Source organism: Pseudomonas sp. GR 6-02, assembly GCF_001655615.1.
In the GTDB taxonomy this organism is placed as follows: domain Bacteria; phylum Pseudomonadota; class Gammaproteobacteria; order Pseudomonadales; family Pseudomonadaceae; genus Aquipseudomonas.
Map to the genome: position 1 here is coordinate 329,464 of NZ_CP011567.1, position 22,951 is coordinate 352,414.

The 22,951-nt window shown below is 59.1% G+C and carries 24 protein-coding genes; 11 read left to right on the forward strand and 13 right to left on the reverse strand.

Translation table 11 applies throughout. The annotated features are described in order from the left end of the window. Positions 1–66 precede the first annotated feature (66 nt). Entirely contained in the window at positions 67–471 is a 405-nt protein-coding gene (locus PGR6_RS01460; RefSeq protein WP_018929216.1) for an acetyl-CoA sensor PanZ family protein, read from the reverse strand. Positions 472–735: 264 nt separating this feature from the next. Here PGR6_RS01460 and PGR6_RS01465 point away from each other — a divergent pair, with 264 nt between their 5' ends. The 6 genes from PGR6_RS01465 to hisF all read left to right on the forward strand — a co-directional run bounded on the left by PGR6_RS01465 (position 736) and on the right by hisF (position 5,651). Further along, on the forward strand, positions 736–2,397 hold the full coding sequence (locus tag PGR6_RS01465; RefSeq protein WP_018929215.1) for an OFA family MFS transporter: 1,662 nt from the start codon (positions 736–738) through the stop codon (positions 2,395–2,397). Between the two features lie 204 nt (positions 2,398–2,601). After that, entirely contained in the window at positions 2,602–3,195 is a 594-nt protein-coding gene (gene hisB / locus PGR6_RS01470; protein ID WP_007939452.1) for an imidazoleglycerol-phosphate dehydratase HisB, read from the forward strand. After that, positions 3,195–3,833 carry an imidazole glycerol phosphate synthase subunit HisH gene (hisH, locus tag PGR6_RS01475; RefSeq protein WP_018929214.1) on the forward strand — a complete coding sequence of 213 codons (639 nt, stop codon included), beginning with the start codon at positions 3,195–3,197 and terminating at the stop codon, positions 3,831–3,833. Before hisB ends, hisH begins: the two co-directional genes overlap by 1 nt. After that, complete coding sequence (locus PGR6_RS01480) at positions 3,834–4,091, forward strand: DUF2164 domain-containing protein (RefSeq protein ID WP_018929213.1); 258 nt, start codon at positions 3,834–3,836, stop codon at positions 4,089–4,091. A 42-nt stretch (positions 4,092–4,133) separates the two neighbouring features. Continuing rightward, positions 4,134–4,871 carry a 1-(5-phosphoribosyl)-5-[(5-phosphoribosylamino)methylideneamino]imidazole-4-carboxamide isomerase gene (gene hisA / locus PGR6_RS01485; protein ID WP_007939449.1) on the forward strand — a complete coding sequence of 246 codons (738 nt, stop codon included), beginning with the start codon at positions 4,134–4,136 and terminating at the stop codon, positions 4,869–4,871. Positions 4,872–4,880: 9 nt separating this feature from the next. Then, complete coding sequence (gene hisF, locus PGR6_RS01490; RefSeq protein ID WP_018929212.1) at positions 4,881–5,651, forward strand: imidazole glycerol phosphate synthase subunit HisF; 771 nt, start codon at positions 4,881–4,883, stop codon at positions 5,649–5,651. 36 nt (positions 5,652–5,687) lie between these two features. Here hisF and PGR6_RS01495 read toward each other — a convergent pair whose 3' ends face one another. Further along, the gene (locus PGR6_RS01495; protein ID WP_064615882.1) at positions 5,688–7,217 is read right to left on the reverse strand and encodes a trypsin-like serine peptidase; all 1,530 of its coding nucleotides are present in this window, start codon (positions 7,215–7,217) and stop codon (positions 5,688–5,690) included. Positions 7,218–7,430: 213 nt separating this feature from the next. Between PGR6_RS01495 and PGR6_RS01500 the strand changes: the two genes are divergently transcribed. Next, positions 7,431–8,186: a substrate-binding periplasmic protein gene (locus tag PGR6_RS01500; protein ID WP_064615883.1), complete on the forward strand. Its 756-nt coding sequence runs from the start codon at positions 7,431–7,433 to the stop codon at positions 8,184–8,186. Between the two features lie 54 nt (positions 8,187–8,240). On the opposite strand, the gene PGR6_RS01505 is transcribed toward PGR6_RS01500, so the two are convergent. The 4 genes from PGR6_RS01505 to gpmI all read right to left on the reverse strand — a co-directional run bounded on the left by PGR6_RS01505 (position 8,241) and on the right by gpmI (position 13,432). Next, positions 8,241–9,023, reverse strand: a complete 783-nt coding sequence (locus tag PGR6_RS01505) for a divergent polysaccharide deacetylase family protein (protein ID WP_018929209.1) — start codon at positions 9,021–9,023, stop codon at positions 8,241–8,243. A 1-nt stretch (position 9,024) separates the two neighbouring features. Then, positions 9,025–10,344, reverse strand: a complete 1,320-nt coding sequence (locus PGR6_RS01510; protein WP_018929208.1) for a S41 family peptidase — start codon at positions 10,342–10,344, stop codon at positions 9,025–9,027. Between the two features lie 34 nt (positions 10,345–10,378). Further along, positions 10,379–11,671 carry a murein hydrolase activator EnvC family protein gene (locus tag PGR6_RS01515; protein ID WP_018929207.1) on the reverse strand — a complete coding sequence of 431 codons (1,293 nt, stop codon included), beginning with the start codon at positions 11,669–11,671 and terminating at the stop codon, positions 10,379–10,381. 231 nt (positions 11,672–11,902) lie between these two features. Beyond that, on the reverse strand, positions 11,903–13,432 hold the full coding sequence (gene gpmI, locus PGR6_RS01520; RefSeq protein ID WP_018929206.1) for a 2,3-bisphosphoglycerate-independent phosphoglycerate mutase: 1,530 nt from the start codon (positions 13,430–13,432) through the stop codon (positions 11,903–11,905). 153 nt (positions 13,433–13,585) lie between these two features. Here gpmI and PGR6_RS01525 point away from each other — a divergent pair, with 153 nt between their 5' ends. The 3 genes from PGR6_RS01525 to secB are packed head-to-tail and all read left to right on the forward strand — an operon-like array spanning position 13,586 to position 14,797. Next, entirely contained in the window at positions 13,586–13,999 is a 414-nt protein-coding gene (locus tag PGR6_RS01525) for a rhodanese-like domain-containing protein (protein WP_064615884.1), read from the forward strand. A 1-nt stretch (position 14,000) separates the two neighbouring features. Further along, positions 14,001–14,255: a glutaredoxin 3 gene (gene grxC, locus PGR6_RS01530; RefSeq protein WP_018929204.1), complete on the forward strand. Its 255-nt coding sequence runs from the start codon at positions 14,001–14,003 to the stop codon at positions 14,253–14,255. A gap of 56 nt (positions 14,256–14,311) precedes the next feature. Further along, the gene (gene secB / locus PGR6_RS01535) at positions 14,312–14,797 is read left to right on the forward strand and encodes a protein-export chaperone SecB (protein ID WP_007939439.1); all 486 of its coding nucleotides are present in this window, start codon (positions 14,312–14,314) and stop codon (positions 14,795–14,797) included. Between the two features lie 87 nt (positions 14,798–14,884). Here secB and trmL read toward each other — a convergent pair whose 3' ends face one another. Continuing rightward, entirely contained in the window at positions 14,885–15,340 is a 456-nt protein-coding gene (gene trmL / locus PGR6_RS01540; RefSeq protein ID WP_007939438.1) for a tRNA (uridine(34)/cytosine(34)/5-carboxymethylaminomethyluridine(34)-2'-O)-methyltransferase TrmL, read from the reverse strand. Between trmL and PGR6_RS01545 the strand changes: the two genes are divergently transcribed. Continuing rightward, positions 15,339–15,779: a hypothetical protein gene (locus PGR6_RS01545; protein WP_018929203.1), complete on the forward strand. Its 441-nt coding sequence runs from the start codon at positions 15,339–15,341 to the stop codon at positions 15,777–15,779. The two genes, trmL and PGR6_RS01545, sit on opposite strands and share 2 nt — an antisense overlap. 677 nt (positions 15,780–16,456) lie before the next feature. Here the strand turns inward: PGR6_RS01545 and ntrC are convergent. The 6 genes from ntrC to glnA all read right to left on the reverse strand — a co-directional run bounded on the left by ntrC (position 16,457) and on the right by glnA (position 22,794). After that, positions 16,457–17,893, reverse strand: coding sequence for a nitrogen regulation protein NR(I) (gene ntrC / locus PGR6_RS01550; RefSeq protein ID WP_018929202.1), 1,437 nt, complete (start codon positions 17,891–17,893; stop codon positions 16,457–16,459). After that, the gene (glnL, locus tag PGR6_RS01555; protein WP_018929201.1) at positions 17,890–18,975 is read right to left on the reverse strand and encodes a nitrogen regulation protein NR(II); all 1,086 of its coding nucleotides are present in this window, start codon (positions 18,973–18,975) and stop codon (positions 17,890–17,892) included. Before glnL ends, ntrC begins: the two co-directional genes overlap by 4 nt. A gap of 495 nt (positions 18,976–19,470) precedes the next feature. Then, complete coding sequence (locus PGR6_RS01560) at positions 19,471–20,091, reverse strand: DUF4124 domain-containing protein (protein ID WP_019020933.1); 621 nt, start codon at positions 20,089–20,091, stop codon at positions 19,471–19,473. Then, positions 20,088–20,603, reverse strand: coding sequence for a DUF4124 domain-containing protein (locus PGR6_RS01565; RefSeq protein ID WP_064615885.1), 516 nt, complete (start codon positions 20,601–20,603; stop codon positions 20,088–20,090). The genes PGR6_RS01560 and PGR6_RS01565 overlap by 4 nt, the downstream gene beginning before the upstream one ends. A gap of 101 nt (positions 20,604–20,704) precedes the next feature. Beyond that, positions 20,705–21,253, reverse strand: coding sequence for a chorismate mutase (locus PGR6_RS01570; protein ID WP_064615886.1), 549 nt, complete (start codon positions 21,251–21,253; stop codon positions 20,705–20,707). Between the two features lie 134 nt (positions 21,254–21,387). After that, positions 21,388–22,794: a glutamate--ammonia ligase gene (glnA, locus tag PGR6_RS01575; protein ID WP_018929197.1), complete on the reverse strand. Its 1,407-nt coding sequence runs from the start codon at positions 22,792–22,794 to the stop codon at positions 21,388–21,390. Positions 22,795–22,951 lie beyond the last annotated feature (157 nt).

Below are 22,951 nucleotides of genomic sequence, written 5' to 3' on the forward strand. Positions count from 1 at the left end.
TGTATTAGTCGAATTCGAAATTTAGCCGGGGAGTATAGCGCCCCGAAGTGGCCGCCCGGTCAGCGATCATGTCGGGAGCACATCCAGCGGCACTTTCAGCTTAGCCGCCAGCGCCTGGGCTTCTAGGTGCCCGGCGGGCGCCAGCAGGTGCAATGTCGCGCCCGATTGCACCGCCATTTTCTGCGCTTCGCTTACCAGGCGCTCGGCAACACCACGGCGGCGGGTGATTTTTCGTACGCATAAATGGGACAAATGCCAGGTGTCATGGTGCCGTTGCAGACGTGCTGCGCCCAGCAACCGATCGTTGAAGCGTCCGGCGACCAGCGAGCCGTCCCGCAAGCAGCTTTCGATCAGCTCAGCATCCCCTGTAAACGGCGCAAACAGCCAGCTCGGGGCATCGCGGTAGATCTTCTGCAGATCTTGCTGATCCTGATAAGTGACCTGGTTCAGCAGCTCGACAATGATCGGCATGGAAATTCCTGTGAAGTTAAACGGAGCCATTCCCCGTGAAAACAATGTTCATCCAGTGGTACGAGATCGGATGACATACAAAACGTGATATCAGTTTGGTTTTTCTGTCACGTGCAAATGGTAACCTCTGCCCGTTCGTCCGTCCTTCTGCGACGTGATGTCGCACCAAAATGAAGCTTCACCTAAAAACAGTCATGTCTGCGTGCATAAAGGCTGGGGGTGAGGAGCGGCTGGCGAACCCTACTAATAATTGGGGGAAACACCATGACTACGAGCATCACGGCGGACGGCTTTGCCGACCGGCCCGCGTTCCTGTCCAAGGAACGCATCATCGCCAAGCCCGGTTTTAACCGTTGGCTTGTACCACCGGCCGCTCTGGCCATCCACCTCTGCATCGGCATGGCCTACGGCTTTTCGGTGTTCTGGCTGCCACTGTCCAAGGCCCTGGGCGTCACCAAAGCCGTGGCTTGTGCGCCGGACATGAGCTTCATCGCTCAGGTCTTTTCGTCGCAATGCGACTGGCCGATCTCGATGCTCGGCTGGATCTACACCCTGTTCTTCATCTTCCTGGGTTGCTCGGCAGCGATCTGGGGCGGTTGGCTCGAACACGCAGGCCCACGCAAGGCAGGTGTTGTATCGGCACTGTGCTGGTGTGGCGGTCTGCTGATTTCGGCGCTGGGGGTCTATACCCACCAGATCTGGCTGATGTGGATCGGCTCCGGGGTCATTGGCGGTATCGGCCTGGGCCTGGGCTACATCTCACCGGTCTCGACCCTGATCAAGTGGTTCCCGGACAAGCGTGGCATGGCGACCGGCATGGCAATCATGGGGTTCGGTGGCGGCGCGATGGTCGGCGCTCCACTGGCTGCGGCCCTGATGGGCCACTTTGCTTCGCCAACCAGCGTCGGTGTATGGCAGAGCTTCCTGGTGATGGCCGCGATCTACTTCGTGTTCATGATCGGTGGCGCACTGTCCTACCGCGTTCCACCAACAGGCTGGAAGCCTGAAGGCTGGACGGCTCCGGCGAAAAAAGCTTCGAACGCGATGATCACGCACCGTCATGTGCATGTGAATGTGGCGTGGAAAACCCCGCAATTCCGTCTGGTATGGCTGGTGCTGTGCCTGAACGTGTCGGCGGGTATCGGCATCCTCGGCATGGCTTCGCCGCTGTTGCAGGAAGTGTTCGCCGGTAAATTGCTTGGCAACGACCTGACGTTCGGTCAACTGGACGCTTCGCAACTGGCCTCGATCGCCGCCATTGCTGCCGGTTTCACCGGTCTGTTGAGCCTGTTCAACATCGGTGGCCGGTTTTTCTGGGCTTCGTTCTCGGACTACCTGGGTCGCAAAAACACCTATTTTGTGTTCTTCGCCCTGGGTTTCGCCCTGTACGCGCTGATCCCGAACCTCGGTCACCTGGGCAGCGTTGCGCTGTTCGTGGCGGCGTTCTGCATCATCCTGTCGATGTACGGCGGTGGTTTTGCGACTGTTCCTGCCTATCTGGCGGACTTGTTCGGTACGCAAATGGTCGGCGCGATCCACGGTCGTCTGCTGACAGCCTGGGCGGCGGCGGGTGTGTTGGGGCCGGTGTTGGTGAACTACCTGCGTGAATATCAGCTGAGCATCGGTGTTGAACGTGCCGCGGCGTACGACATCACCTTGTACATCCTCGCGGGCCTGCTGGTGCTGGGTTTCATCTGCAACCTGCTGGTGCGTCCGGTGGCGGACAAGTACTTCATGACCGACGCCGAACTGGCCGCCGAACAGGCGCTGGGCCACGACAAGGGTGCTGACGCCAGCACCGTGCTGGAGTGGAAAGCGGATGCGGGCACCAAACCGTTGGCGGTGGCTGCGTGGCTGGTGGTAGGGATTCCGTTGGCGTGGGGTGTTTGGGTGACCCTGCAGAAAACGGCTGTCCTCTTCCACTAAGTAGACGCATCACCCCTGTAACTGATCGCTCATACGCTCTGCGTGTGAGCGATCAGTGGTCCTGAGATGCTTGTACGGACATGTCTATCCCCGACAGCACGGGGTTCACTCCGTCAGTGATATCACCTCCCGTGTTTCTGTTTAGCGCCCGCGACCCTATAATGGCTGCCTTTTTCGCCCCAATGATTTTTTGCGGAGCTGGTGATGGCCGAACGTATGGCGTCTGTCGAGCGCGACACTCTGGAAACCCAGATCAAAGCCTCGATCAACCTGGATGGCACCGGAAAGGCCCGATTTGATATCGGTGTGCCTTTTCTTGAGCACATGCTGGACCAGATCGCCCGTCATGGGCTGATCGACCTGGATATTGTCAGCAAGGGCGACCTGCATATCGACGACCACCACACAGTGGAAGACGTCGGTATCACCCTGGGTCAGGCCTTCACCAAAGCCATTGGCGACAAGAAAGGCATCCGTCGCTACGGCCACGCCTACGTGCCGCTCGATGAAGCGTTGTCGCGTGTGGTGATCGACTTCTCCGGCCGTCCTGGCCTGCAGATGCATGTTCCGTATACCCGCGCTACTGTCGGCGGCTTCGACGTTGACCTGTTCCAGGAGTTTTTCCAGGGCTTTGTCAACCACGCCAACGTCACCCTGCACATCGACAATCTGCGTGGGCACAACACCCACCACCAGATCGAGACCGTGTTCAAGGCTTTCGGCCGCGCGCTGCGCATGGCCGTGGAGCTGGATGACCGCATGGCCGGGCAAATGCCTTCGACCAAAGGCGTTCTGTAATGCAGACGGTCGCGGTTATCGATTACGGCATGGGCAACCTGCACTCGGTGGCCAAGGCCCTCGAGCATGTCGGCGCCGGCAAGGTCTTGATCACCAGCGATGCCGACGTGATTCGCGAAGCCGACCGGGTGGTATTCCCCGGTGTTGGCGCGATTCGCGATTGCATGGCGGAGATCCGTCGCCTGGGCTTCGATTCGCTGGTGCGTGAAGTCAGCCAGGACCGTCCGTTCCTTGGCATTTGCGTGGGCATGCAAGCCTTGCTCGACAGCAGCGAAGAGAACGATGGCGTCGACTGCATCGGTCTGTTTCCAGGCCAGGTGAAGTTCTTCGGCAAGGATCTGCACGAAGACGGCGAACATTTGAAAGTGCCGCACATGGGCTGGAACGAAGTGAAGCAGACGGTGATTCACCCGCTGTGGCACAACATTCCGGACCTGGCGCGCTTCTACTTCGTGCACAGCTACTACATCGCTGCCGGCAATGCGCGGCAGGTGGTCGGTAGCGGTCATTACGGGGTCGATTTCGCCGCCGCGCTGGCCGATGGCTCGCGTTTCGCCGTGCAGTTCCACCCGGAGAAGAGCCACACCCATGGCCTGCAATTGCTGCAGAACTTCGCCGCGTGGGATGGCCGCTGGTAAATGGCTGCCAAGAAGAAGCCGCCGATCCTGACCCTTACTCCCGAGCAGGAGAGCGAGGCCAATCACAAGATCAAGCGCTTCATGGAGGACCGCTTCGAACTGGACCTGGGTTCGTTCGAAGCGGCTGAAATCCTTGAGCTGTTTACCCGCGAAATTGCTCCGCACTATTACAACAGGGCGATTTTCGATGTGCAGACGCACCTCAAAGAGAGGTTCGAAAGCATCGAAAGCGACCTGTGGGCGCTCGAGAAAAACTGATTTCCGAGCGAAGCTGAACACTCGAATTTGAAGGTTTGCCAGATGCTGATTATTCCCGCTATCGATCTCAAAGACGGTGCCTGTGTTCGTCTGCGCCAGGGCCGCATGGAAGATTCCACAGTGTTCTCCGATGACCCGGTGAGCATGGCTGCCAAGTGGGTGGAGGGCGGTTGCCGTCGTCTGCATCTGGTCGACCTGAACGGTGCGTTCGAAGGCCAGCCGGTCAACGGCGAAGTGGTCACCGCCATCGCCAAGCGCTACCCGAACCTGCCGATTCAGATCGGCGGCGGTATCCGTTCCCTGGAAACCATCGAACACTACGTGAAAGCGGGTGTGAGCTACGTGATCATCGGCACCAAGGCCGTGAAAGATCCGGCCTTCGTCGCCGAAGCCTGCCGCGCGTTCCCGGGCAAGGTGATTGTCGGCCTCGATGCCAAAGACGGTTTTGTCGCCACCGACGGCTGGGCTGAAATCAGCACCGTGCAGGTCATCGACCTGGCCAGGCAATTCGAAGCCGACGGCGTGTCCGCGATCGTTTATACCGACATCGCCAAAGACGGCATGATGCAGGGCTGCAACGTCTCTTACACCGCTGCTCTGGCTGCGGCGACGAAGATCCCGGTCATTGCATCCGGCGGTATCCACAATCTGGGTGACATCAAGTCGCTGCTCGACGCCAAGGCACCAGGCATCATCGGCGCCATCACCGGCCGGGCGATCTACGAAGGCACCCTCGATGTTGCTGAAGCGCAAGCTTTCTGCGATTCGTACAAAGGCTGAGGACTCACCATGGCGCTGGCCAAACGCATCATCCCTTGCCTGGACGTGGATAACGGCCGGGTGGTCAAGGGCGTCAAGTTCGAGAACATTCGCGACGCCGGCGACCCGGTGGAAATCGCCCGTCGCTACGACGAGCAGGGTGCCGACGAGATTACCTTTCTCGACATCACTGCCAGCGTCGACGGCCGCGACACCACGCTGCACACCGTCGAGCGCATGGCCAGCCAGGTGTTCATCCCGCTGACCGTGGGCGGCGGCGTGCGTACCGTGCAGGACATTCGCAATCTGCTGAACGCCGGTGCGGACAAGGTCTCGATCAACACCGCTGCAGTGTTCAACCCGGAATTCGTCGGCGAAGCGGCGCAGCATTTCGGCTCGCAGTGCATTGTCGTCGCGATCGACGCCAAGAAAGTTTCCGGTCCGGGCGAACCCCCGCGCTGGGAAATCTTCACCCACGGTGGTCGCAAGCCAACCGGCCTCGACGCCGTTGAGTGGGCGAAGAAAATGGAAGGTCTCGGTGCCGGCGAAATCCTGCTGACCAGCATGGACCAGGACGGCATGAAAAACGGCTTCGATCTGGGTGTCACCCGCGCTATCAGTGATGCGCTGGGGATTCCGGTGATCGCCTCCGGTGGTGTCGGCAACTTGCAGCATTTGGCCGACGGTATTCTTGAAGGCCACGCCAGTGCGGTATTGGCGGCGAGTATTTTCCACTTCGGCGAATACACCGTTCAGGAAGCCAAGGCCTACATGGCCCATCGCGGAATCGTGATGCGATGAAGGCTCGCGGCCCGGAGAAAACGCTCCGGGCCGATGTTATGGGGCAACTTGAGCGTTGGATGACGCAGCCTTATGAGTTCCAGTTACCGGGCTCAGTAAGTCGATCCTCGGTTCGGACGCCTGTCCCGATTTGTCGTAGGCAATGACGCAAAGCTTTCCCGGAAGTTTCTCGCTCGGAATAAAGAAGTCCATTGTCATGTCTTCAATGTATTTTTCGGGTTGATGACAGTCCGTTGTTTCTACAGGACCAAACTTGATGGAGTAGGTCCGATACGGCTCTTCCGCTTTCGCCAGTGTTACAAACACGTTGCTTTCAAAGGACAAGTTGGCCTGCGCGGTTGGTGTGTTATCCAATATCTCTACGGGTAAAGACAACGCGTTTTTCAAGAGGCCTCTTGAGGCGTGCTGTTCAGCTGATTCCAGACCTAAAATGCATAGAAAATAGAATCCAGGTTTCGTACCTATCTCAGAATTGATTTGTGCATCTGTTGAGCTTATTGGATCGCTGTAATTTTCGGTTTCCTCGCATTTCATTGCGGAGGAAACGGTTTTATGACGGTAGAAGGGAGTACTGATCGAAAATCGATAGTTCCAGGTCGGGATGATTATGGAACCATTATTGAGCTGTTTAACTCTCTTGTATCTGTCCAGCTCGGCTGCGCCATCGTCAACGGTAAAAGCCGGGTAGAGTTGGCAGGACGATGGCGGATTTGGAGCGATACGGCCTTGTGAGAAACACCCATTGAGAAGCGCCGTGGGGTTGCCATACACATTTTCGTGTACCGCCACATAGTCATTTCCAACGCGCGTGCAGGGCGCATGATCGCGGCATGGGACAACATCAACCTCGAAATTTCCTGTTCCCACTACCCCTACGATCTCGTTTGAATAGCGATCCAGCACGGGGCTTCCGGAGCTGCCGCCTCGAATGTCCTTGCAGCGAGTCATAAAGGTGTTCCGCCACACCCATGGACCTTCAACAAGGTCCTGGGTGGGCTGCAAAGTACAAGCCGCCATGCGCAATGTGATTTGGTCGAAACCTGTTGGCGCCCCCACGATCAAGACATCGGTGCCATTCGTTGGTGTCTCACTCGCCAGTTTCAACGGTTGTATGCCATCCGCAATGAGCTTTTGAAGGCTGACATCCAATTCAACTATGGCCATATCAACGCCTTGCATGCTCCGCCATATCGTCGTCTTCAGCGGATAGGCCTTGAACTTGGAGGTGTCGGTGAAATAATTGAATGTGATGGTGCCGCTGACCGGGCTGTCGGTCACGATGTTGCCATTGGTCAATTCAATGCAGTGTCCCGCAGTAAGTACGTAAGCGGGCGTTTCCGGCAACTCTATTTCATCGCGTGTATCCAGAAGGGCCGCGGTACAGCTCCCGTGATTGATCGCCAGGCGCCCGATACCTTGCCAGTGGTCGCGGGAGCCGTCGGTATTTTCAAGGATTTTGGAAGGGGTCAGGTTCTGCAGGCCTTCGCCATAATCGCTGTTGTTCGCAAAGCTGGGTGTACACAGTGAGCACAATGCACTGGCAAGAAGTATGGGGATCGAATTCATTGAAGGGTGCCTCTGATTAATTGAAGAAACGGCCTGTGGCCGGGTATTTGCAATTAATCAGGTGAGGCTGGATGGAGGGTGGTAACTATCTACCACAGTGACTGTTATACCCATTATTTTAATGATGCATATAAGGCCGTTATCAAAAGGCCAGTAGACAGCATGGCGGGCTCAAGGCACTCTTGGGCACGCCATGGATTTCGGTAGCCCGACATGCTTAAACGTCTTCTTCTTGTCCTCGCCAGCGCTTCTCTGTTGCTCATCAACGGGGCTCGCGCCGAAGAAGGTCCCGACACCGGCCTGATATTGCTGACGGAAAACTTCCCCCCGTACAACATGGCGAAGAACGGCAAGAACTTCGCCCAGGACGAGAACATCAATGGCATCGCCGTGGACATCGTCCGCGAGATGTTCAAGCGCGCTGACATCCCCTACAGCCTGACGCTGCGTTTCCCTTGGGAGCGAATCTACAAACTCGCTCTGGAAAAGCCCGGTTATGGCGTGTTCGTAATGGCGCGGCTGCCGGACCGCGAGAATCTCTTCAAGTGGGTCGGCCCTATAGGCCCGGACGACTGGATCATGCTGGCCAAGGCTGATAGCAAGATCACCCTGGAATCGCTGGATGAGGCGCGTAAATACAAAATTGGTGCCTACAAAGGCGATGCGATTGCCGAGACTTTGGCCAAGCAAGGGCTGAAGCCGATTGTGGTGCTGCGCGACCAGGACAATGCGAAGAAGCTGGCTAACGGTCAGATCGATCTGTGGGCTACGGGTGATCCGGCGGGACGTTACCTGGCGCGGCTGGACGGGGTAACCGGGCTCAAGACCGTACTGCGCTTCAACAGCGCCGAGCTGTACCTGGCGCTGAACAAGGACGTGCCGGATGAGACTGTCGCCAAGCTGCAAGCCGCGCTGGATCAGTTGCGCAAGGAAGGTGTGGTGGACGACATCATGGCGCGGTATCTCTAAATCCCAACACCGAACCTCGTAGCTTACGCAAAACACTGTGGGAGGTGCGGCAAGTCAGCGGTAGACGCCATCCTTGCCATGAGCAGCCGTCGCACGATTGCCGCGCACGCTGATCATCAATTTGATGTCGATCCAGTCAATTCCCTGTGCCTTGAGCTTGGGCAACTCACGCTCCAGCACCGCCAGAGTCTGCGGATACGGATGCCCGATCATCACCGCCGAACCCTGCTTGCGCGCCAGGCTGATCGCCGTCTGTAGCTGCGTGAAGATCGCCGTTTCGGTGGGCTCGTCATCCAGAAACACGTCCCGCGAAACACTTGCCAAGCCAATCTTCTGCGCCTCGGCGGCGGCCACGGTTTGCGCACTGGTGCGGCTGTCGACGAAGAATTTGTGCCGACGCTGCAAGTCCGCCATCAGCCAGGCCATGGCCGGTTGCTGAGCGGTCATGCGGCTACCCATGTGGTTATTGATGCCGGCGGTATAGGGCACCATGTTGAACGCGGCGTTCAGGCGCTTTTCAAGTTCTTCGATGGGCAACTCGGGATGCCAGGCGAATGGTCCGGTGGCCGGGTCCATGGGCATATGCAGAATGACAGTCTTGCCGGCGCGATGGGCTTCGCGGGCGAATTCGGTGGCGTGGGGTGTATCGGGCATGATTGCCGTGGTGACCGGGCCTGGCAGGGCCAGCACGCGGCGATCCCGGGGCAGGTTCTGCCCCAGGTCATCGATGATCAGGCTCAGATAAGCCTTGTGAGGTGTGGTCGCTGTCGTGGCAGGTGCTGCGTGAGCAACTCCCGCCAGACTGCACAGCAGACCGAGTAGTAACCGCAGGCGCATCTCAGTGGCCGCGGGTGATGCTCAGCCCTTTGAGCAGGCTCAGGGCCTGGGCCAATTGGTAATCGTCATCCTGCGGCATGGCCTTGGCTTTGCCGCCCGAACCGCTCGGTTTGTCGGCGCCGCCGTTGCCATTGCCCAAGTGACCTTGCAGATCGGCTTCCTTGAAGTAATCGCCGTCCTGCTCGTTGGTGATCTTGGCCTTGCGCACTTCGATGTCCGGGACGATGCCCTGAGCCTGAATCGAGCGGCCGTTCGGCGTGTAATACAGCGCCGTGGTGATTTTCAGTGCGCGATCGTTGTTCAGCGGCAACACGGTCTGGACCGAGCCTTTGCCGAAACTGGTGGTGCCCATGACCACCGCACGTTTCTGATCCTGCAGGGCGCCGGCGACAATTTCCGAGGCCGAGGCGCTGCCGCCGTTGATCAGCACGACCATTGGCACGGCTTCGCTTTCGTCCTTGCCGGTGGCGGAGAAGCGCAGTTCAGAGTTGGCGATGCGGCCCTTGGTGTAGACGATCAGGCCCTTGGTGATGAAGTGGTCGACCACTTCCACCGCCGATTGCAGCACGCCGCCCGGGTTGTTACGCAGGTCGAGGACGATGCCGCTGAGTTTCTTGCCGTTGTCCTTGCGCAGCTTGGCCAAGGCCTTGGAGACCTCTTCGCCGGTCTTGACCTGGAACTGGGTGATGCGGATGTAGCCGTAGCCGGATTCCAGCAGCTGGCTCTTGACGCTTTTCACCTGGATGGTGGCGCGGACCAGGGTCACGTCGAACGGAGTGCCGCCGTCGCGGACCAGGGTCAGGGTGATCTTCTGGCCGATCTTGCCGCGCATCTTGTCCACGGCTTCGGTCATGCTTTGGCCGCGAGTCGGCTGGCCGTTGATCTTGACGATGAAGTCGCCGGCCTGGATGCCAGCCTTGGAGGCCGGGGTGTCATCGATAGGCGAAACCACTTTGATGAAACCGTCTTCCGCGCCGACTTCGATGCCCAGGCCGCCGAATTCGCCGCTGGTGCTTTCCTGCAATTCAGTGAAGTCTTCCGGGCCCAGGTAGGCGGAGTGCGGGTCGAGGTTGCTGAGCATGCCTTTGATGGCGTTTTCCAGCAGGGTCTTGTCGTCAACCGGTTCTACATAGGCTGCCTTGATCCGGTCCATGACTTCGGCAAAGGTGCGCAACTCGTCCAGCGGCAATGGCGCCTTGGTGGTCGCAGCAGTGCCGGCAGGCGCGACCGCCGGGGCCGGTTGAGCGGCAAACGCCAGAGGCGCGCCGATCACCAGGGCGATCGTCAGGGCCAGCGAGGTAAGGCGGGACAAATGCAGCATGTCGAACGAACTCCTAATGTAGGTGACTCAACGCCTATCCTTGCGCGCGGCACCATTGCGCCGGATCACTCGGGTGACCCTGCTGACGAATAGCGAAATACAGTGCTGGTGTGTCCTGCCCGCCACTGTTACCGACAGTGGAGATGGATTCACCGGCTTTTACCACGTCACCCGCAGACTTGAGCAGCGTCTGGTTGTGACCGTAAAGACTCAAAAAACCGTTGCCGTGGTCGAGAATCACCAGCAGCCCGGCCCCACGCAGCCAGTCGGCAAACACCACGCGACCGCCGTGCACGGCATGCACCTGGCTGCCGGCGGAGGCGCTGATCATCACGCCGTCCCATTTGGTTCGGGCATCGTCGCCACGGGTTTCACCGAAGCGCGCCAGCAGTCGACCATCAACCGGCCATGGAAGTTTGCCGCGGGTGGAAGCAAAGGGGCCGCCAAAGGTCTCGCCTGAACTTGAAACCAGGGCGCCGGGCGTCGATTTGACGGGTTTGCGTGGGGCATCGGTGGCGTCTGCTGCTGCCTGAGCCTCACGTAACCGCTTTTTTTCGGCTTCCTGCTGGGCGATCAGCGCTTTTTGCCGCGCTTCTTCTGCCTCACGGGCCTGGCGGGCCAGGGTTTCTTCAATGGTTTTAAGGACTTTAGACAGGTCTGCCTGATCCTGCTCGCGGGCGGCCAGTTTCTGGTCTCGAGCTTTCACGTCGTCGTTGAGCTTGGCCAGGACTTGCTGGCGCTCCTTGCGGACCTTGTCGAGTTCGTCGCGCTGGCTGTCGAGGCTGCTTTTCTGCACCAGCAATTGCGCTTGCTGCATCGAGATGTCTTTTTCGACATTGGCCAGTTGGCGCAGGGTTTCGTTGAAATTCTTCAGCTGCTCCAGGCGGGCCTGGCTCAGGTAGTCGTAATAGGTGAGGGTGCGGGCGAATTTTTCCGGGTTCTGCTGGTTGAGCAGCAGTTTCAGGTACTCCTGGCGGCCATTCTGATAGGCCGCGCGGGCCTGGATGGCGATCAGTCGTTGCTGGTCAATGCGCGCGCTCTGGAGTTTTTTTTTCTCGGCATCGAGTCGCTGGAGCTCGGATTCGCTTTTCTTCAGCTCTTTTTGCAGCGCATCGACCTGCTTCTCGAGCTTGCCCATCTCGGTTTCGGTGCCTTTGAGGTCTTTCTGCACCCCGGATTTTTCTTCCTGCAGCTTGCCCAGCAGCTTTTTCAGTTCGGCAATGTCCTGACGCGTGGCGTCCAACTGTTGTTGGGTTTGCGTGCGCTCGTCGGCAAAGGCCGGTTGGAGCAGGCATGTCAGAGCGAGGGCTATCAGGACGCGAAGCATAGAGGCGGGCGACACCAGGGAAAGGGACGGCCTAGTATGCCCGCCCCACGCTGCAAAAAAAACGCCCAATTGGGACTGTGTGATAACTGGAGTGAAAAACACTGAAAACCAATGTGGGAGCGGGCTTGCCCGCGATGACGTCCTGACATTCAACATAGCGGTTGGCTGTCAGATCGCTATCGCGGGCAAGCCCGCTCCCACAGGGTTTGGCGGTGTTTTTGAAGAAGCGGATTACACCAGAATCGAAGTCCCGGTCATTTCCACAGGCTTCTCAAGCCCCAGCAACTTCAGCATGGTCGGCGCCACGTCGGCCAGCACGCCGCCTTCGCGAACCTTCAAGTCACGCTTGCCGACATAGATGAACGGCACCGGCTCGGTGGTGTGGGCGGTGTGGGCCTGGCCGGTGGAGGCGTCGGACATTTGCTCGACATTGCCATGGTCGGCGGTAATCAGGGCTTCGCCGCCGACTTTTTCCAGCGCCGTGACGATACGGCCGACGCAGGTGTCCAGGCATTCCACAGCTTTCACCGCCGCCTCGAATACACCGCTGTGGCCGACCATGTCGCCGTTGGCGTAGTTGACCACGATCACGTCGAAACGCTGGTTTTCAATGGCATCGACGATGCGGTCGGTGACTTCCGGGGCACTCATCTCGGGCTGCAAGTCATAGGTGGCGACTTTCGGCGACGGGATCAGGATGCGTTCTTCGCCCGGGAACGGTTCTTCGCGACCGCCGGAGAAGAAGAAGGTCACGTGGGCATACTTCTCGGTTTCGGCGATGCGCAGCTGTGTCTTGCCGTTTTTCGCCAGGTAATCGCCCAGTACGTTTTCCAGGCTACCCGCAGCGAAAGCCGACGGCGCGGGGATGCTGGCGGCGTATTGGGTCAGCATGACGAAACCGGCCAGTTTTGGCTGGCGAGCACGTTCGAATTCCTTGAAATCGTCTTCGACGAACACGCGGGTCAGTTCGCGGGCACGGTCGGCGCGGAAGTTCATGAAGACCACGGCGTCGCCATCTTCGACCTTCACCGGCTCACCGATGCTGGTGGCTTTGACGAATTCGTCGCTCTCGCCACGTTCGTACGCGGCCTGCAGGCCTTCCTGGGCGGTGGCGGCATTGAATTCGCTGGCGCCATCGACGATCAGGTTGTAGGCCTGGGACACGCGATCCCAACGGTTGTCACGGTCCATGGCGTAATAACGGCCAATGATGCTGGCGATCCGGCCTTTGCCGAGGGCTTCGAAGGTTGCATCCAGCAATTCGATCGACGACTGGGCGCTTTTCGGCGGCGTGTCGCGGCCGTCGAGGAAGGCGTGCAGGTAGATTTTTTCGGCGCCGCGCTTGAAGGCCAGCTCAGCCATGGCGATCAGGTGGTCCTGGTGGCTGTGAACGCCGCCATCGGACAGCAGACCCATGAAGTGCACGGCTTTGCCGGCAGCGACGGCTTTATCCACCGCGGCGCAGATGGTCGGGTTCTCGAAGAACTCGCCGTCGCGGATCGCTTTGGTCACGCGAGTGAAGTCCTGATACACCACCCGGCCGGCGCCGAGGTTCATGTGGCCGACTTCGGAGTTGCCCATCTGGCCGTCCGGCAAGCCGACGTCCATGCCGCTGCCCGAGATCAGGCCGTTCGGCACGGTGGCCCACAGACGGTCCAGTACGGGCTTCTTCGCCGCATAGATGGCGTTGGATTCAGGGCTCTCACTGTGACCGAAGCCGTCGAGAATAATCAGGACCAAAGGTTTAGGCGTGGTAGTCATGGATTCCACTCGTGGCTGAATTAAAAGAGGGCGATGGAAAAGGGAGTGGCAGTTTAAAGCGAAGTTCCGGCCACGTCACCGCCGGACGGGGTTTGGCCCACCATAGTGGCTGTGTATACTGGCCGACATTTTAACGCCCTGGAACCTCCTTCGATGGTTGATCACCTGATTCAATTCGCCACCAACCACTACATTCTCGTGGGTATCTTCGTTGTACTGGCGGCCCTGCTATTGGCCTATCAGATGCAAGGCGGTGGCCGCAGCCTGAGCACCGGTGAACTGACCGGGCTGGTCAACAAGGACGCAGGCGTGGTGGTCGACATTCGTCCGACCAAGGATTTCGCCGCCGGTCACATCGTTGGCGCGTTGAATATTCCTCAGGACAAACTGGCCACTCGCGTCGGCGAACTGGAAAAGCACAAGGCCAAGACCATTATCCTGGTCGACGCCATGGGCCAGACCGCCGGTACTCATGCCCGTGAACTGGTGAAAGCCGGTTTCACCGCTGCCAAGCTGTCTGGCGGTATTTCCAGCTGGAAAGCCGATAATCTGCCGCTGGTGAAGTGATATGAACAACGTCGTCGTCTATTCCAGCGATTACTGCCCTTATTGCTCGCGAGCCAAGTACCTGCTCGAGAACAAAGGCGTGGCCTTCGAAGAGATCAAGGTCGATGGCAAGCCGCAGGTGCGTGCCGCGATGGCTCAGAAGGCCGGGCGAACGTCCGTGCCGCAGATCTGGATCGGCAACACCCACGTTGGCGGCTGTGATGATTTGTTTGCCCTGGAGCGCGCCGGCAAGCTCGACGCCATGCTCAAGGCCTGACTGCGTTACTTAGAAATAGCTAACCCTATAAGACCCGAGATCAGAAAGGATCTGAGATGACTGACCAACAGAACACTGCAGCTAGCGAAGAAGAAAACGCACCGCAATTCTCCTTGCAGCGCATCTACGTACGTGACTTGTCCTTCGAAGCCCCGAAAAGCCCGGCAATCTTCCGCCAGCAGTGGGAGCCGAGCGTCGGTCTGGATCTGAACACCCGTCAGAAGGCGCTGGAAGGCGACTTCCACGAAGTCGTGCTGACCCTGTCGGTCACCGTGAAAAACGGTGAAGAAGTGGCGTTCATCGCTGAAGTGCAACAAGCCGGGATCTTCCTGATCAAGAACCTGGACGCGGCTTCGATGAGCCACACCCTGGGCGCGTTCTGCCCGAACATCCTGTTCCCGTACGCTCGCGAAACCCTGGACAGCCTGGTGACCCGCGGTTCGTTCCCGGCCCTGATGCTGGCCCCGGTGAACTTCGACGCGCTGTACGCACAAGAGCTGCAACGCATGCAGGCGGCTGGCGAGACTCCGACCGTCCAGTAAAAAGAAGCTTTGTTTGCTCCATGAAAAAAGCGCCTTCAAAGGCGCTTTTTTCATGGAGCAAACGAAACCCGTAGTCGGATCGTGAGGTTACTTGAACCCGAGCTGACGCCAGGCCTCGTACACTGCGATGGCCACGGTGTTGGACAGGTTCAGGCTGCGACAGCCTTCGCGCATGGGCAGGCGCAGGCGTTGTTCGCCGGGCAGGGCGTCGAGCACTTCGGCTGGCAAGCCGCGGCTTTCCGGGCCGAACAGGAAGGCATCGCCCTCGGCGAAGCTGGCATCATGGAACGGTCGCGAACCCTTGGTGGTAAAGGCGAACAGCCGAGGGTGGCCGAGGCTTTCCAGACAGCTGGCGAGGTCTGCGTGGCGTTGCAGGGTGGCATACTCATGGTAATCGAGGCCCGCCCGGCGCAGGCGCTTGTCGTCCATCTCGAAGCCCAGCGGTTCGATCAAATGCAGGTGGCAGCCACTGTTGGCGCACAGCCTGATAACGTTGCCGGTATTCGGCGGAATTTCTGGTTGGAAAAGGATGACGTGAAACATGCACGGCTCCGAAGGTAAAGATGAGCAGCATTCTACGCCGCAAGCCGATCCCCGTTCGAAACTATTCCTGCGGGTGATGGGTTCACTGGCGATTGTCGGGGTGATGGTGGGCCTGATGATCGGTCGTCTGACTGCGCCCGACCCCAGCGTTTTGCAGCAGGTCGAGGTGACCAATGATGGACTGGTGGTTTGGTTCAACAACGAGCCCAAAACCCACGGCGAGTTGGTCGACGGCAGTGTCGCGCTGTTGTTCGAGGCTGAAGGCCGTGCACAGAAAGGTCAGCTTAAGCTCAACGGCAAGGACGTGAACTGGCGAACGCGATTGAGTGATGGGGGATTGTTGCTGACGGTGGTGGCGGCCCGGCCCCTGCAGGGCGACTGGGCCGGTAGCAAGGTCGATGACCGCTGGCGGCTGGAGATCCATCTCCGAGAGCAATAAAAGAGGGAATCCCCGGCCTGCCTGTACCAAGGTTCCCAAAACGGGAGGGCTCGCGCATTGCATCGTGAGCCCGGTGTAAAGAGGGAATCCCCGGCCTGCCTGTACCAAGGTTCCCGAAACGGGAGGGCTCGCGCTTTGTGTCGTGAGCCCGGTGTAAAGAGGGAATCCCCGGCCTGCCTGTACCAAGGTTCCCGAAACGGGAGGGCTCGCGCTTTGTGTCGTGAGCCCGGTGTAAAGAGGGAATCCCCGGCCTGCCTGTACCAAGGACCCCAAAACGGGTGGGCTCGTCGCTGTTGCGGTATGAGCCCGGTATAAAGAGGGGAATCCCCGGCCTGCCTGTACCAAGGTCCCCGAAACTGGGTAGTGAATCGAACCACTGATTGGACTATTGCAGGGGACGTGCCAGTTTTTAATATGCTGGAATGAAAAATCGCTGAGTAGCGCTGAAAGCCCCGTATTCCGGGGCTTTTGTGTTTTTGCGGTATGGTTTTTCCTGCAGATGAACGCGGGATTTGGGACGGGTTGCTGTGCGCAATTGCGGTTCACGGTGCATTGCCGCGGTGCACGGTGGCCCCAAAAGCATCGCGGGCAAGCCTCGCTCAGGACGGGTGAAAATCCCGTGGGAGCGACGCATGCCCGCGAATGGATCTACAGAACGGCGATGATTAAAGGGCTACTTAACCCTCATCCCCCTCATCATCATCCCCACCGTCTACCTTCATCCCTAATTCCTTGATCTTGCGCGTCAAGGTATTACGCCCCCAGCCCAGCAGCACGGCGGCGTCGCGGCGGCGGCCGGCGGTGTGTTTGAGGGCGGTTTCGATCATGATCCGCTCGAAGGCCGGTACGGCGCTGTCGAGCAGGCTCGATTGGCCACGTGCCAAAGCCTGGTCGGCCCACTGGCGCAGCGCCTGCTCCCAATTGGTTACCGGTGCTGAATCCTGCGGCAGGCTCAGCAGCTCCGGCGGCAGGTCGCTGATGTGCACCTCGCGACCTGAAGCCATTACGGTGATCCAGCGGCAGGTGTTCTCCAGCTGACGCACGTTGCCTGGCCATGGCAGGTTTTTCAGGTATTCCTCGGTTTCGCTTTTCAGCAGTTTCGGTTCCACCGCCAGTTCTTGCGCGGCGCGGCTGAGGAAGTGCTTGGCCAGGGTCGGGATGTCTTCGCGACGGTCCGACAGCCGTGGAATGTGGATGCGGATTACGTTGAGGCGGTGGAACAAGTCCTCACGGAATTTTCCGGCATGCACCAGGGTTTCCAGATTCTGGTGAGTCGCGGCGATGATGCGTACATCGACCTTCACCGGCACATGACCGCCGACGCGGTAAAACTCGCCGTCCGCCAGTACCCGCAGCAAACGAGTCTGGGTGTCAGCCGGCATGTCGCCGATTTCATCGAGGAACAGCGTGCCGCCGTCGGCCTGTTCGAAGCGCCCGCGACGCAGGTTGGCTGCGCCGGTGAACGCGCCTTTTTCGTGGCCGAACAGTTCGGACTCCATCAGATCCTTGGGGATCGCCGCCATGTTCAGCGCAATGAATGGCGAGGCCGCCCGTGGGCTGTGACGGTGCAGGGCGTGGGCCACCAGCTCTTTACCGGTGCCGGATTCGCCGTTGATCAGCACGGTGATGTTGGAGTGACTCAAGCGCCCGATGGCGCGAAACACTTCCTGCATCGCCGGCGCTTCGCCGATGATTTCCGGGGTGCGGGTCAGCGTCGGGACGACTTCCAGGCCTTGCTGTTCCTGTGCGTGTTGATTGGCGCGCTTGACCAGCGACACGGCTTCGTCGACATCGAACGGCTTGGGCAAATATTCGAACGCGCCGCCCTGATAGGACGCGACAGCGCTGTCCAGGTCGGAGTGGGCAGTCATGATGATGACTGGCAGCCGTGGGTGTTGTTCGCGAATCCGCGCCAGAAGGTCCAGGCCGCTGGCACCCGGCATGCGAATGTCGGAGATGATCACGTCCGGCTGCTGGCGCGCCAGGCGGCTCATCACGCCATCGGCGCTGTCGAAGCTTTGGGTGGTCATGCCTTCCTGTTGCAAGGCTTTTTCCAGGACCCAACGGATAGAACGGTCGTCATCGACGATCCACACGGTTTCACTACGGCTCATGTCGATGTGGCTCCTTGTTCCAGTGGCAGAAAGATCGAGAACGTGGTGTGGCCTGGATGGCTGTCACATTCGATCAAGCCCTGGTGCTGGCTGATGATGTTCTGGGTAATGGCCAGGCCCAGCCCGGTACCGTCCGGGCGGCCGCTGACCATGGGGAAGAAGATGGTTTCCTGCAGCTCGGCGGGGATCCCCGGGCCGTTGTCGATGATCTCGATCTTGGTCACCAGGCGATGGCGCACGTGGCCGATGGTGAACTGGCGCATGGCGCGGGTACGCAAGCTGATGCGGCCAAGGCGCAGCTCGTTCTGGCTGCTGATGGCCTGCATCGCGTTGCGCACGATGTTCAGGACTGCCTGAATCATCTGTTCGCGATCAATCAAGACATCTGGAATGCTTGGGTCGTAGTCGCGCACCAAAGTGATGCAGCCCTGACTTTCGGCCTCCACCAACTGACACACACGCTCCAGCACTTCGTGGACGTTGCACATGGCCAGCGACGGTAGCTTGTTGGAGCCGAGCATGCGATCCACCAGATTGCGCAGGCGATCGGCCTCTTCAATGATGACGTTGGTGTAATCGCGCAGGCTTTCTTCCGGCAACTCACGGGCGAGCAACTGAGCCGCGCCACGAATGCCGCCGAGAGGGTTCTTGATCTCGTGGGCGAGGCCACGCACCAGCATTTTGCTGGTTTCCTGCTTCGACAGTTGCGCCTCTTCCTTGGTGATCCGCAGGAGGCGGTCGCGAGGATGAACCTCCAGCAGCAGCATCGTGTCGCCATTGCTCAGGATTGGCGTCACGGCGTAGTCGACGGTCAAGGTCTGGCCGGTGAGGGCGGTGAGCATCGCTTCGCGCTTGGTGAACGGGTGTGCCTGCTCAACTGCCTGGCGCAGGGAGTTCAGCGCTTCGGTGGACTCGGTGAACAACTCACTGATGAACTGCCCATGGCTACGCTGGCCGCTGATGGCCAGGAGCATTTCCGCCGCCGGGTTCATGTACTCGAGGCGCAGTTCGGCGTCGAGCAGGATGGTGGCGGTGGTCAGGTTGTCGAGTAGCAAGCGGTGTAGTGCGTCGCTAATGGTCATAGTAGGGCGTGCTCACCGTAAATGGCGAATCGCGTTGGCGCTGTGATCGCGCCAGGCAAGGCGTAGGACGCAGAGAATGGCGTTCCCTTTTCAAGTCCTACAACGCAGCATGGCGCGATCACAGCGCCAACCCGAAGGGCAAAGCCCCACGAGACGCAATCCGTCGTTATTCGTCGTTCATTTGGAGCAACCAAACTTCTCTCCTCATGCCTAGTCTTGCGTCTCGTGGGGCTTTGCGCGATCGCCATTTACGGTGAGCACGCCCTACTCCCTCTTTTGGAGCAGGGCATGCGCATGAATAACGCGCCGGTATGAGGAAAATGCAAAAACCAAACCAAGGCTCCGAAAAGAAGCGTTTAGAGCCTGAAACGGGCGTTTTACGCTCGTTTGCATGGCGTTCTGCCAGTTTTTTCGAGTACTTTCGAACCAAAATGGGCTGAGATGTGGGTATGGTGCAGATGTTTGCACCAATATAGTGCGCAAACCTGAACGAGGTTAGAAGAAGGGCAAGAAGGCGCTTTTTTCTTCTTCAGGCTTGTCTTTAAGGGGGCATTCCGGCCGTTGGCCGTAGTCGGTGAGGGTGCAGGGTTTGACCTGGCGTTTCTGCGCCAGGGAAATGCGCAGCATATGGAACGGTTGATTGGCCGTGCGTTCGACGGTGCGGCCCTGTTCGTCGAGGATTTCCACCGACAGGTTGTGACTGCCGCGGTCGATATTGCTCAGGGCGAACACCGGGCTGGGGCCGGGCTCGGCGGTGGGCTGGCCGTCCAGCAGCAAACGGTAACGATGACCCTGTTGCAGGCCGGGTTCGCTGGTAACGCTGACGATCAACTCACCGGCACTGCTACGGATCGTGGCATCCGGTTCCGGCACCAGCACCCGAAGCATGTCGTAATGAAACAATGGTTTGGCCGGGTTTGTTTTCGCGGCGGTCATGGGCGCTGCGCCACTCGGGTTGGCCGACATTCGATTGCTTGTCGCCAACGGCACACGTTTGGCATTGCGGGCGCCCGGCTGATCGGTGAAGACCCGATTACCCTGAGCGTCGATATATGTGAAGACCTCGGCCATCGCCGGCAGGCTGACCAGGCACGCGATCAACAGCCAGGCCCTCAAGGTTTATGCACCCGTTGCACGGTGAGCGTCACGGTGGGGCTCTGTTGCACGACGTTTTGCCCGTCGATCACCTGAACCGCAAGGTTATGTTCGCCACGGTCGATGTTCACCAGTTGCAGAGTCGGCACGTTGCTCGGCTGGCCGTAGGGTTGACCGTCCAGTAACAGCCTCAATCGATGAGTGCCTTGCAGGCGTGGATTGATCAATACGCTGACGGTGAACGTGCCGTCGTTGGCGCGCAAGGCTTCTTCGGTGGGCAGGCCGCTCAGCTCCAGCACCTGATAGGCGCTGTGCGGTTGGTCACGGCTACTGGCTTGCGGCGGTGCTACGGGTTCGCTGGGCGACTGACGCTCGACGCTGTTGAGCGGTGGCAATTCGACCGGCCGGGCTTTGACGCCGTCGGGCGGCTGATTGCTGTAGGCGGTGTTGCCATTGGCGTCGGTGTACTTATAGATCTGCGCAGCGGCGGGCAGGGCGATCAGTACGAGCAGGCATAACAACAATGAGCGCATTGCAGGCTTCCATTGGCCGTTGGGCAAGTGTCCGGCCCTGTTCCGTTCGTGGCGACTAAGCGCTGAGCATAGAGCACATCAGCGCATGTCGGCAGGCCGGCTCAGCGGCTGGCGCTGCACAACTCAGCGCTGGCGCGTACCTTGGCGAGCTCGCGCAGAGATACTTGGGTGCCGGTTTTATTGGCCTTGGCCAGCCAGGACGGGCACTGCGGGTCGTTGCGATAAGGGCTGAAATCGGCCAGTTGTTGCAGCAGGCGTTTTTGTAACTGATCAAGTTGCGGGCGGATCTGCCCGACGAGGTCGGGGCGAGGATCGTCGGGTGCCTTGCCTTGCGCATGCCAGTCAGACAAATGCGCGTATTGCACCAGTTTGTTGGCCTCGATCTGCGCCGAGAAGAACTGTTCGACGGCTTCGTTGCTCAATTTATAAGCAGGTGCCAGGGCAACGGCGCCGGCAATCACCTCACGCTCGCGCTGACGGTCCTCGACGGGTTTACCGCTGTCCCATTTGCTCAACGCGACTTGATCGGCAATCGCCAGGCGCTCCTCGATGGTGCCAAGCAGTGGGGCGAGGGCGGCAGGTGCCGGGCTGGCGAAAGCGCTGTTGGCCAGCAGGGCAGTGAGCAAGGCAAGGGATGAGCGTAGGCGCATGGAGGATCTCGACTTTATCGGGTGAAGGCCATGATGCACGCAACCGGGCATTCGATGACAGACGTTCGCCCACAAAAAAGGCCTCCCGAAGGAGGCCTCTCTTTTGTCACGCTGCGTAGTGCAGCGCTACCGGATCAGCAGCTGTAGTACAGCTCATATTCCAGTGGGTGTACGAAGGTACGAACCTTGATTTCTTCTTCGCTTTTCAGAGCGATGTAAGCGTCGATGAAGTCGTCGCTGAAAACGCCGCCTTTGGTCAGGAACGCACGACCTTTGTCCAGCTCTTCCAGGGCTTCTTTCAGGCTGCCGCAAACTTGTGGGATCTCTTTCGCCTCTTCAGGCGGCAGGTCGTACAGGTTTTTGTCAGCTGCATCGCCAGGGTGGATCTTGTTCTGGATGCCGTCCAGGCCAGCCATCAACAGTGCAGCGAAGCCCAGGTACGGGTTAGCTGCCGGATCCGGGAAGCGGGCTTCGATACGGCGAGCGCGAGGGCTGGACACGTAAGGAATACGGATCGAAGCGGAACGGTTGCGGGCCGAGTAGGCCAGCATCACTGGAGCTTCGAAGCCTGGGACCAGACGCTTGTAGGAGTTGGTCGACGGGTTGGTGAAGCCGTTCAGAGCCTTACCGTGCTTGATGATACCGCCGATGAAGTACAGAGCGGTGTCGGACAGGCCGGCATAGCCTTCGCCAGCGAAGGTGTTCTTGCCATCTTTGGCGATGGACAGGTGAACGTGCATACCCGAACCGTTGTCGCCGTACAGCGGCTTAGGCATGAAGGTCGCGGTGCGGCCGTATGCGTCAGCTACGTTGTGTACGCAGTATTTCAGGGTCTGAACTTCGTCAGCCTTGGCAACCAGGGTGTTGAACTTCACGCCGATTTCGTTCTGACCGGCAGTCGCCACTTCGTGGTGGTGAACTTCGATGGTCAGGCCCATTTCTTCCATGGCGTTGCACATGGAGGTACGGATTTCGTGGTCGTGGTCGAACGGCGGAACCGGGAAGTAGCCGCCTTTGACGCCTGGACGGTGGCCTTTGTTGCCGCCTTCCACGTCCTGGTCGGACATCCACGAACCTTGTTCGGAGTAGATTTTGAACATCGAGCCGGAGATGTCGGACTTGAACTTCACTTCGTCGAAGATGAAGAACTCAGGCTCTGGACCCACAAATACGGTGTCGCCGATACCGGTCGACTTCAGGTATTCCTCGGCACGCTTGGCGATCGCCCGTGGGTCACGGTCGTAGCCTTGCATGGTCGAAGGCTCGATCACGTCGCAAACCAGGATCAGGGTCGGCTCTTCGGTGAACGGGTCGAGAACGGCAGTGGTGTCGTCCGGCATCAGGATCATGTCGGAAGCTTCGATGCCTTTCCAGCCAGCGATGGAGGAACCGTCGAACATTTTGCCTTCTTCGAAGAAAGCTTCATCCAGCGCATCGCGAGCCGGCATGGTCACGTGGTGCTGAGTGCCTTTGGTGTCCGTGAAGCGCAGATCAATCCACTTGACGTCATGATCTTTGATGAGTTGAACCGACTTCGACATAGTGTCCTCCGGGTGGCTTAGGGCTAGTAATGGATGCCCTTAAATGTGGGTGATGCCGGCGCGAATACTCTGCCATGGCAACCTGCCTCACAAGGGAGCAAATTGCATGCCAGTGCCTCATCATGGGTTTTTTGCCCCAATATCACGCTTGCAAGGG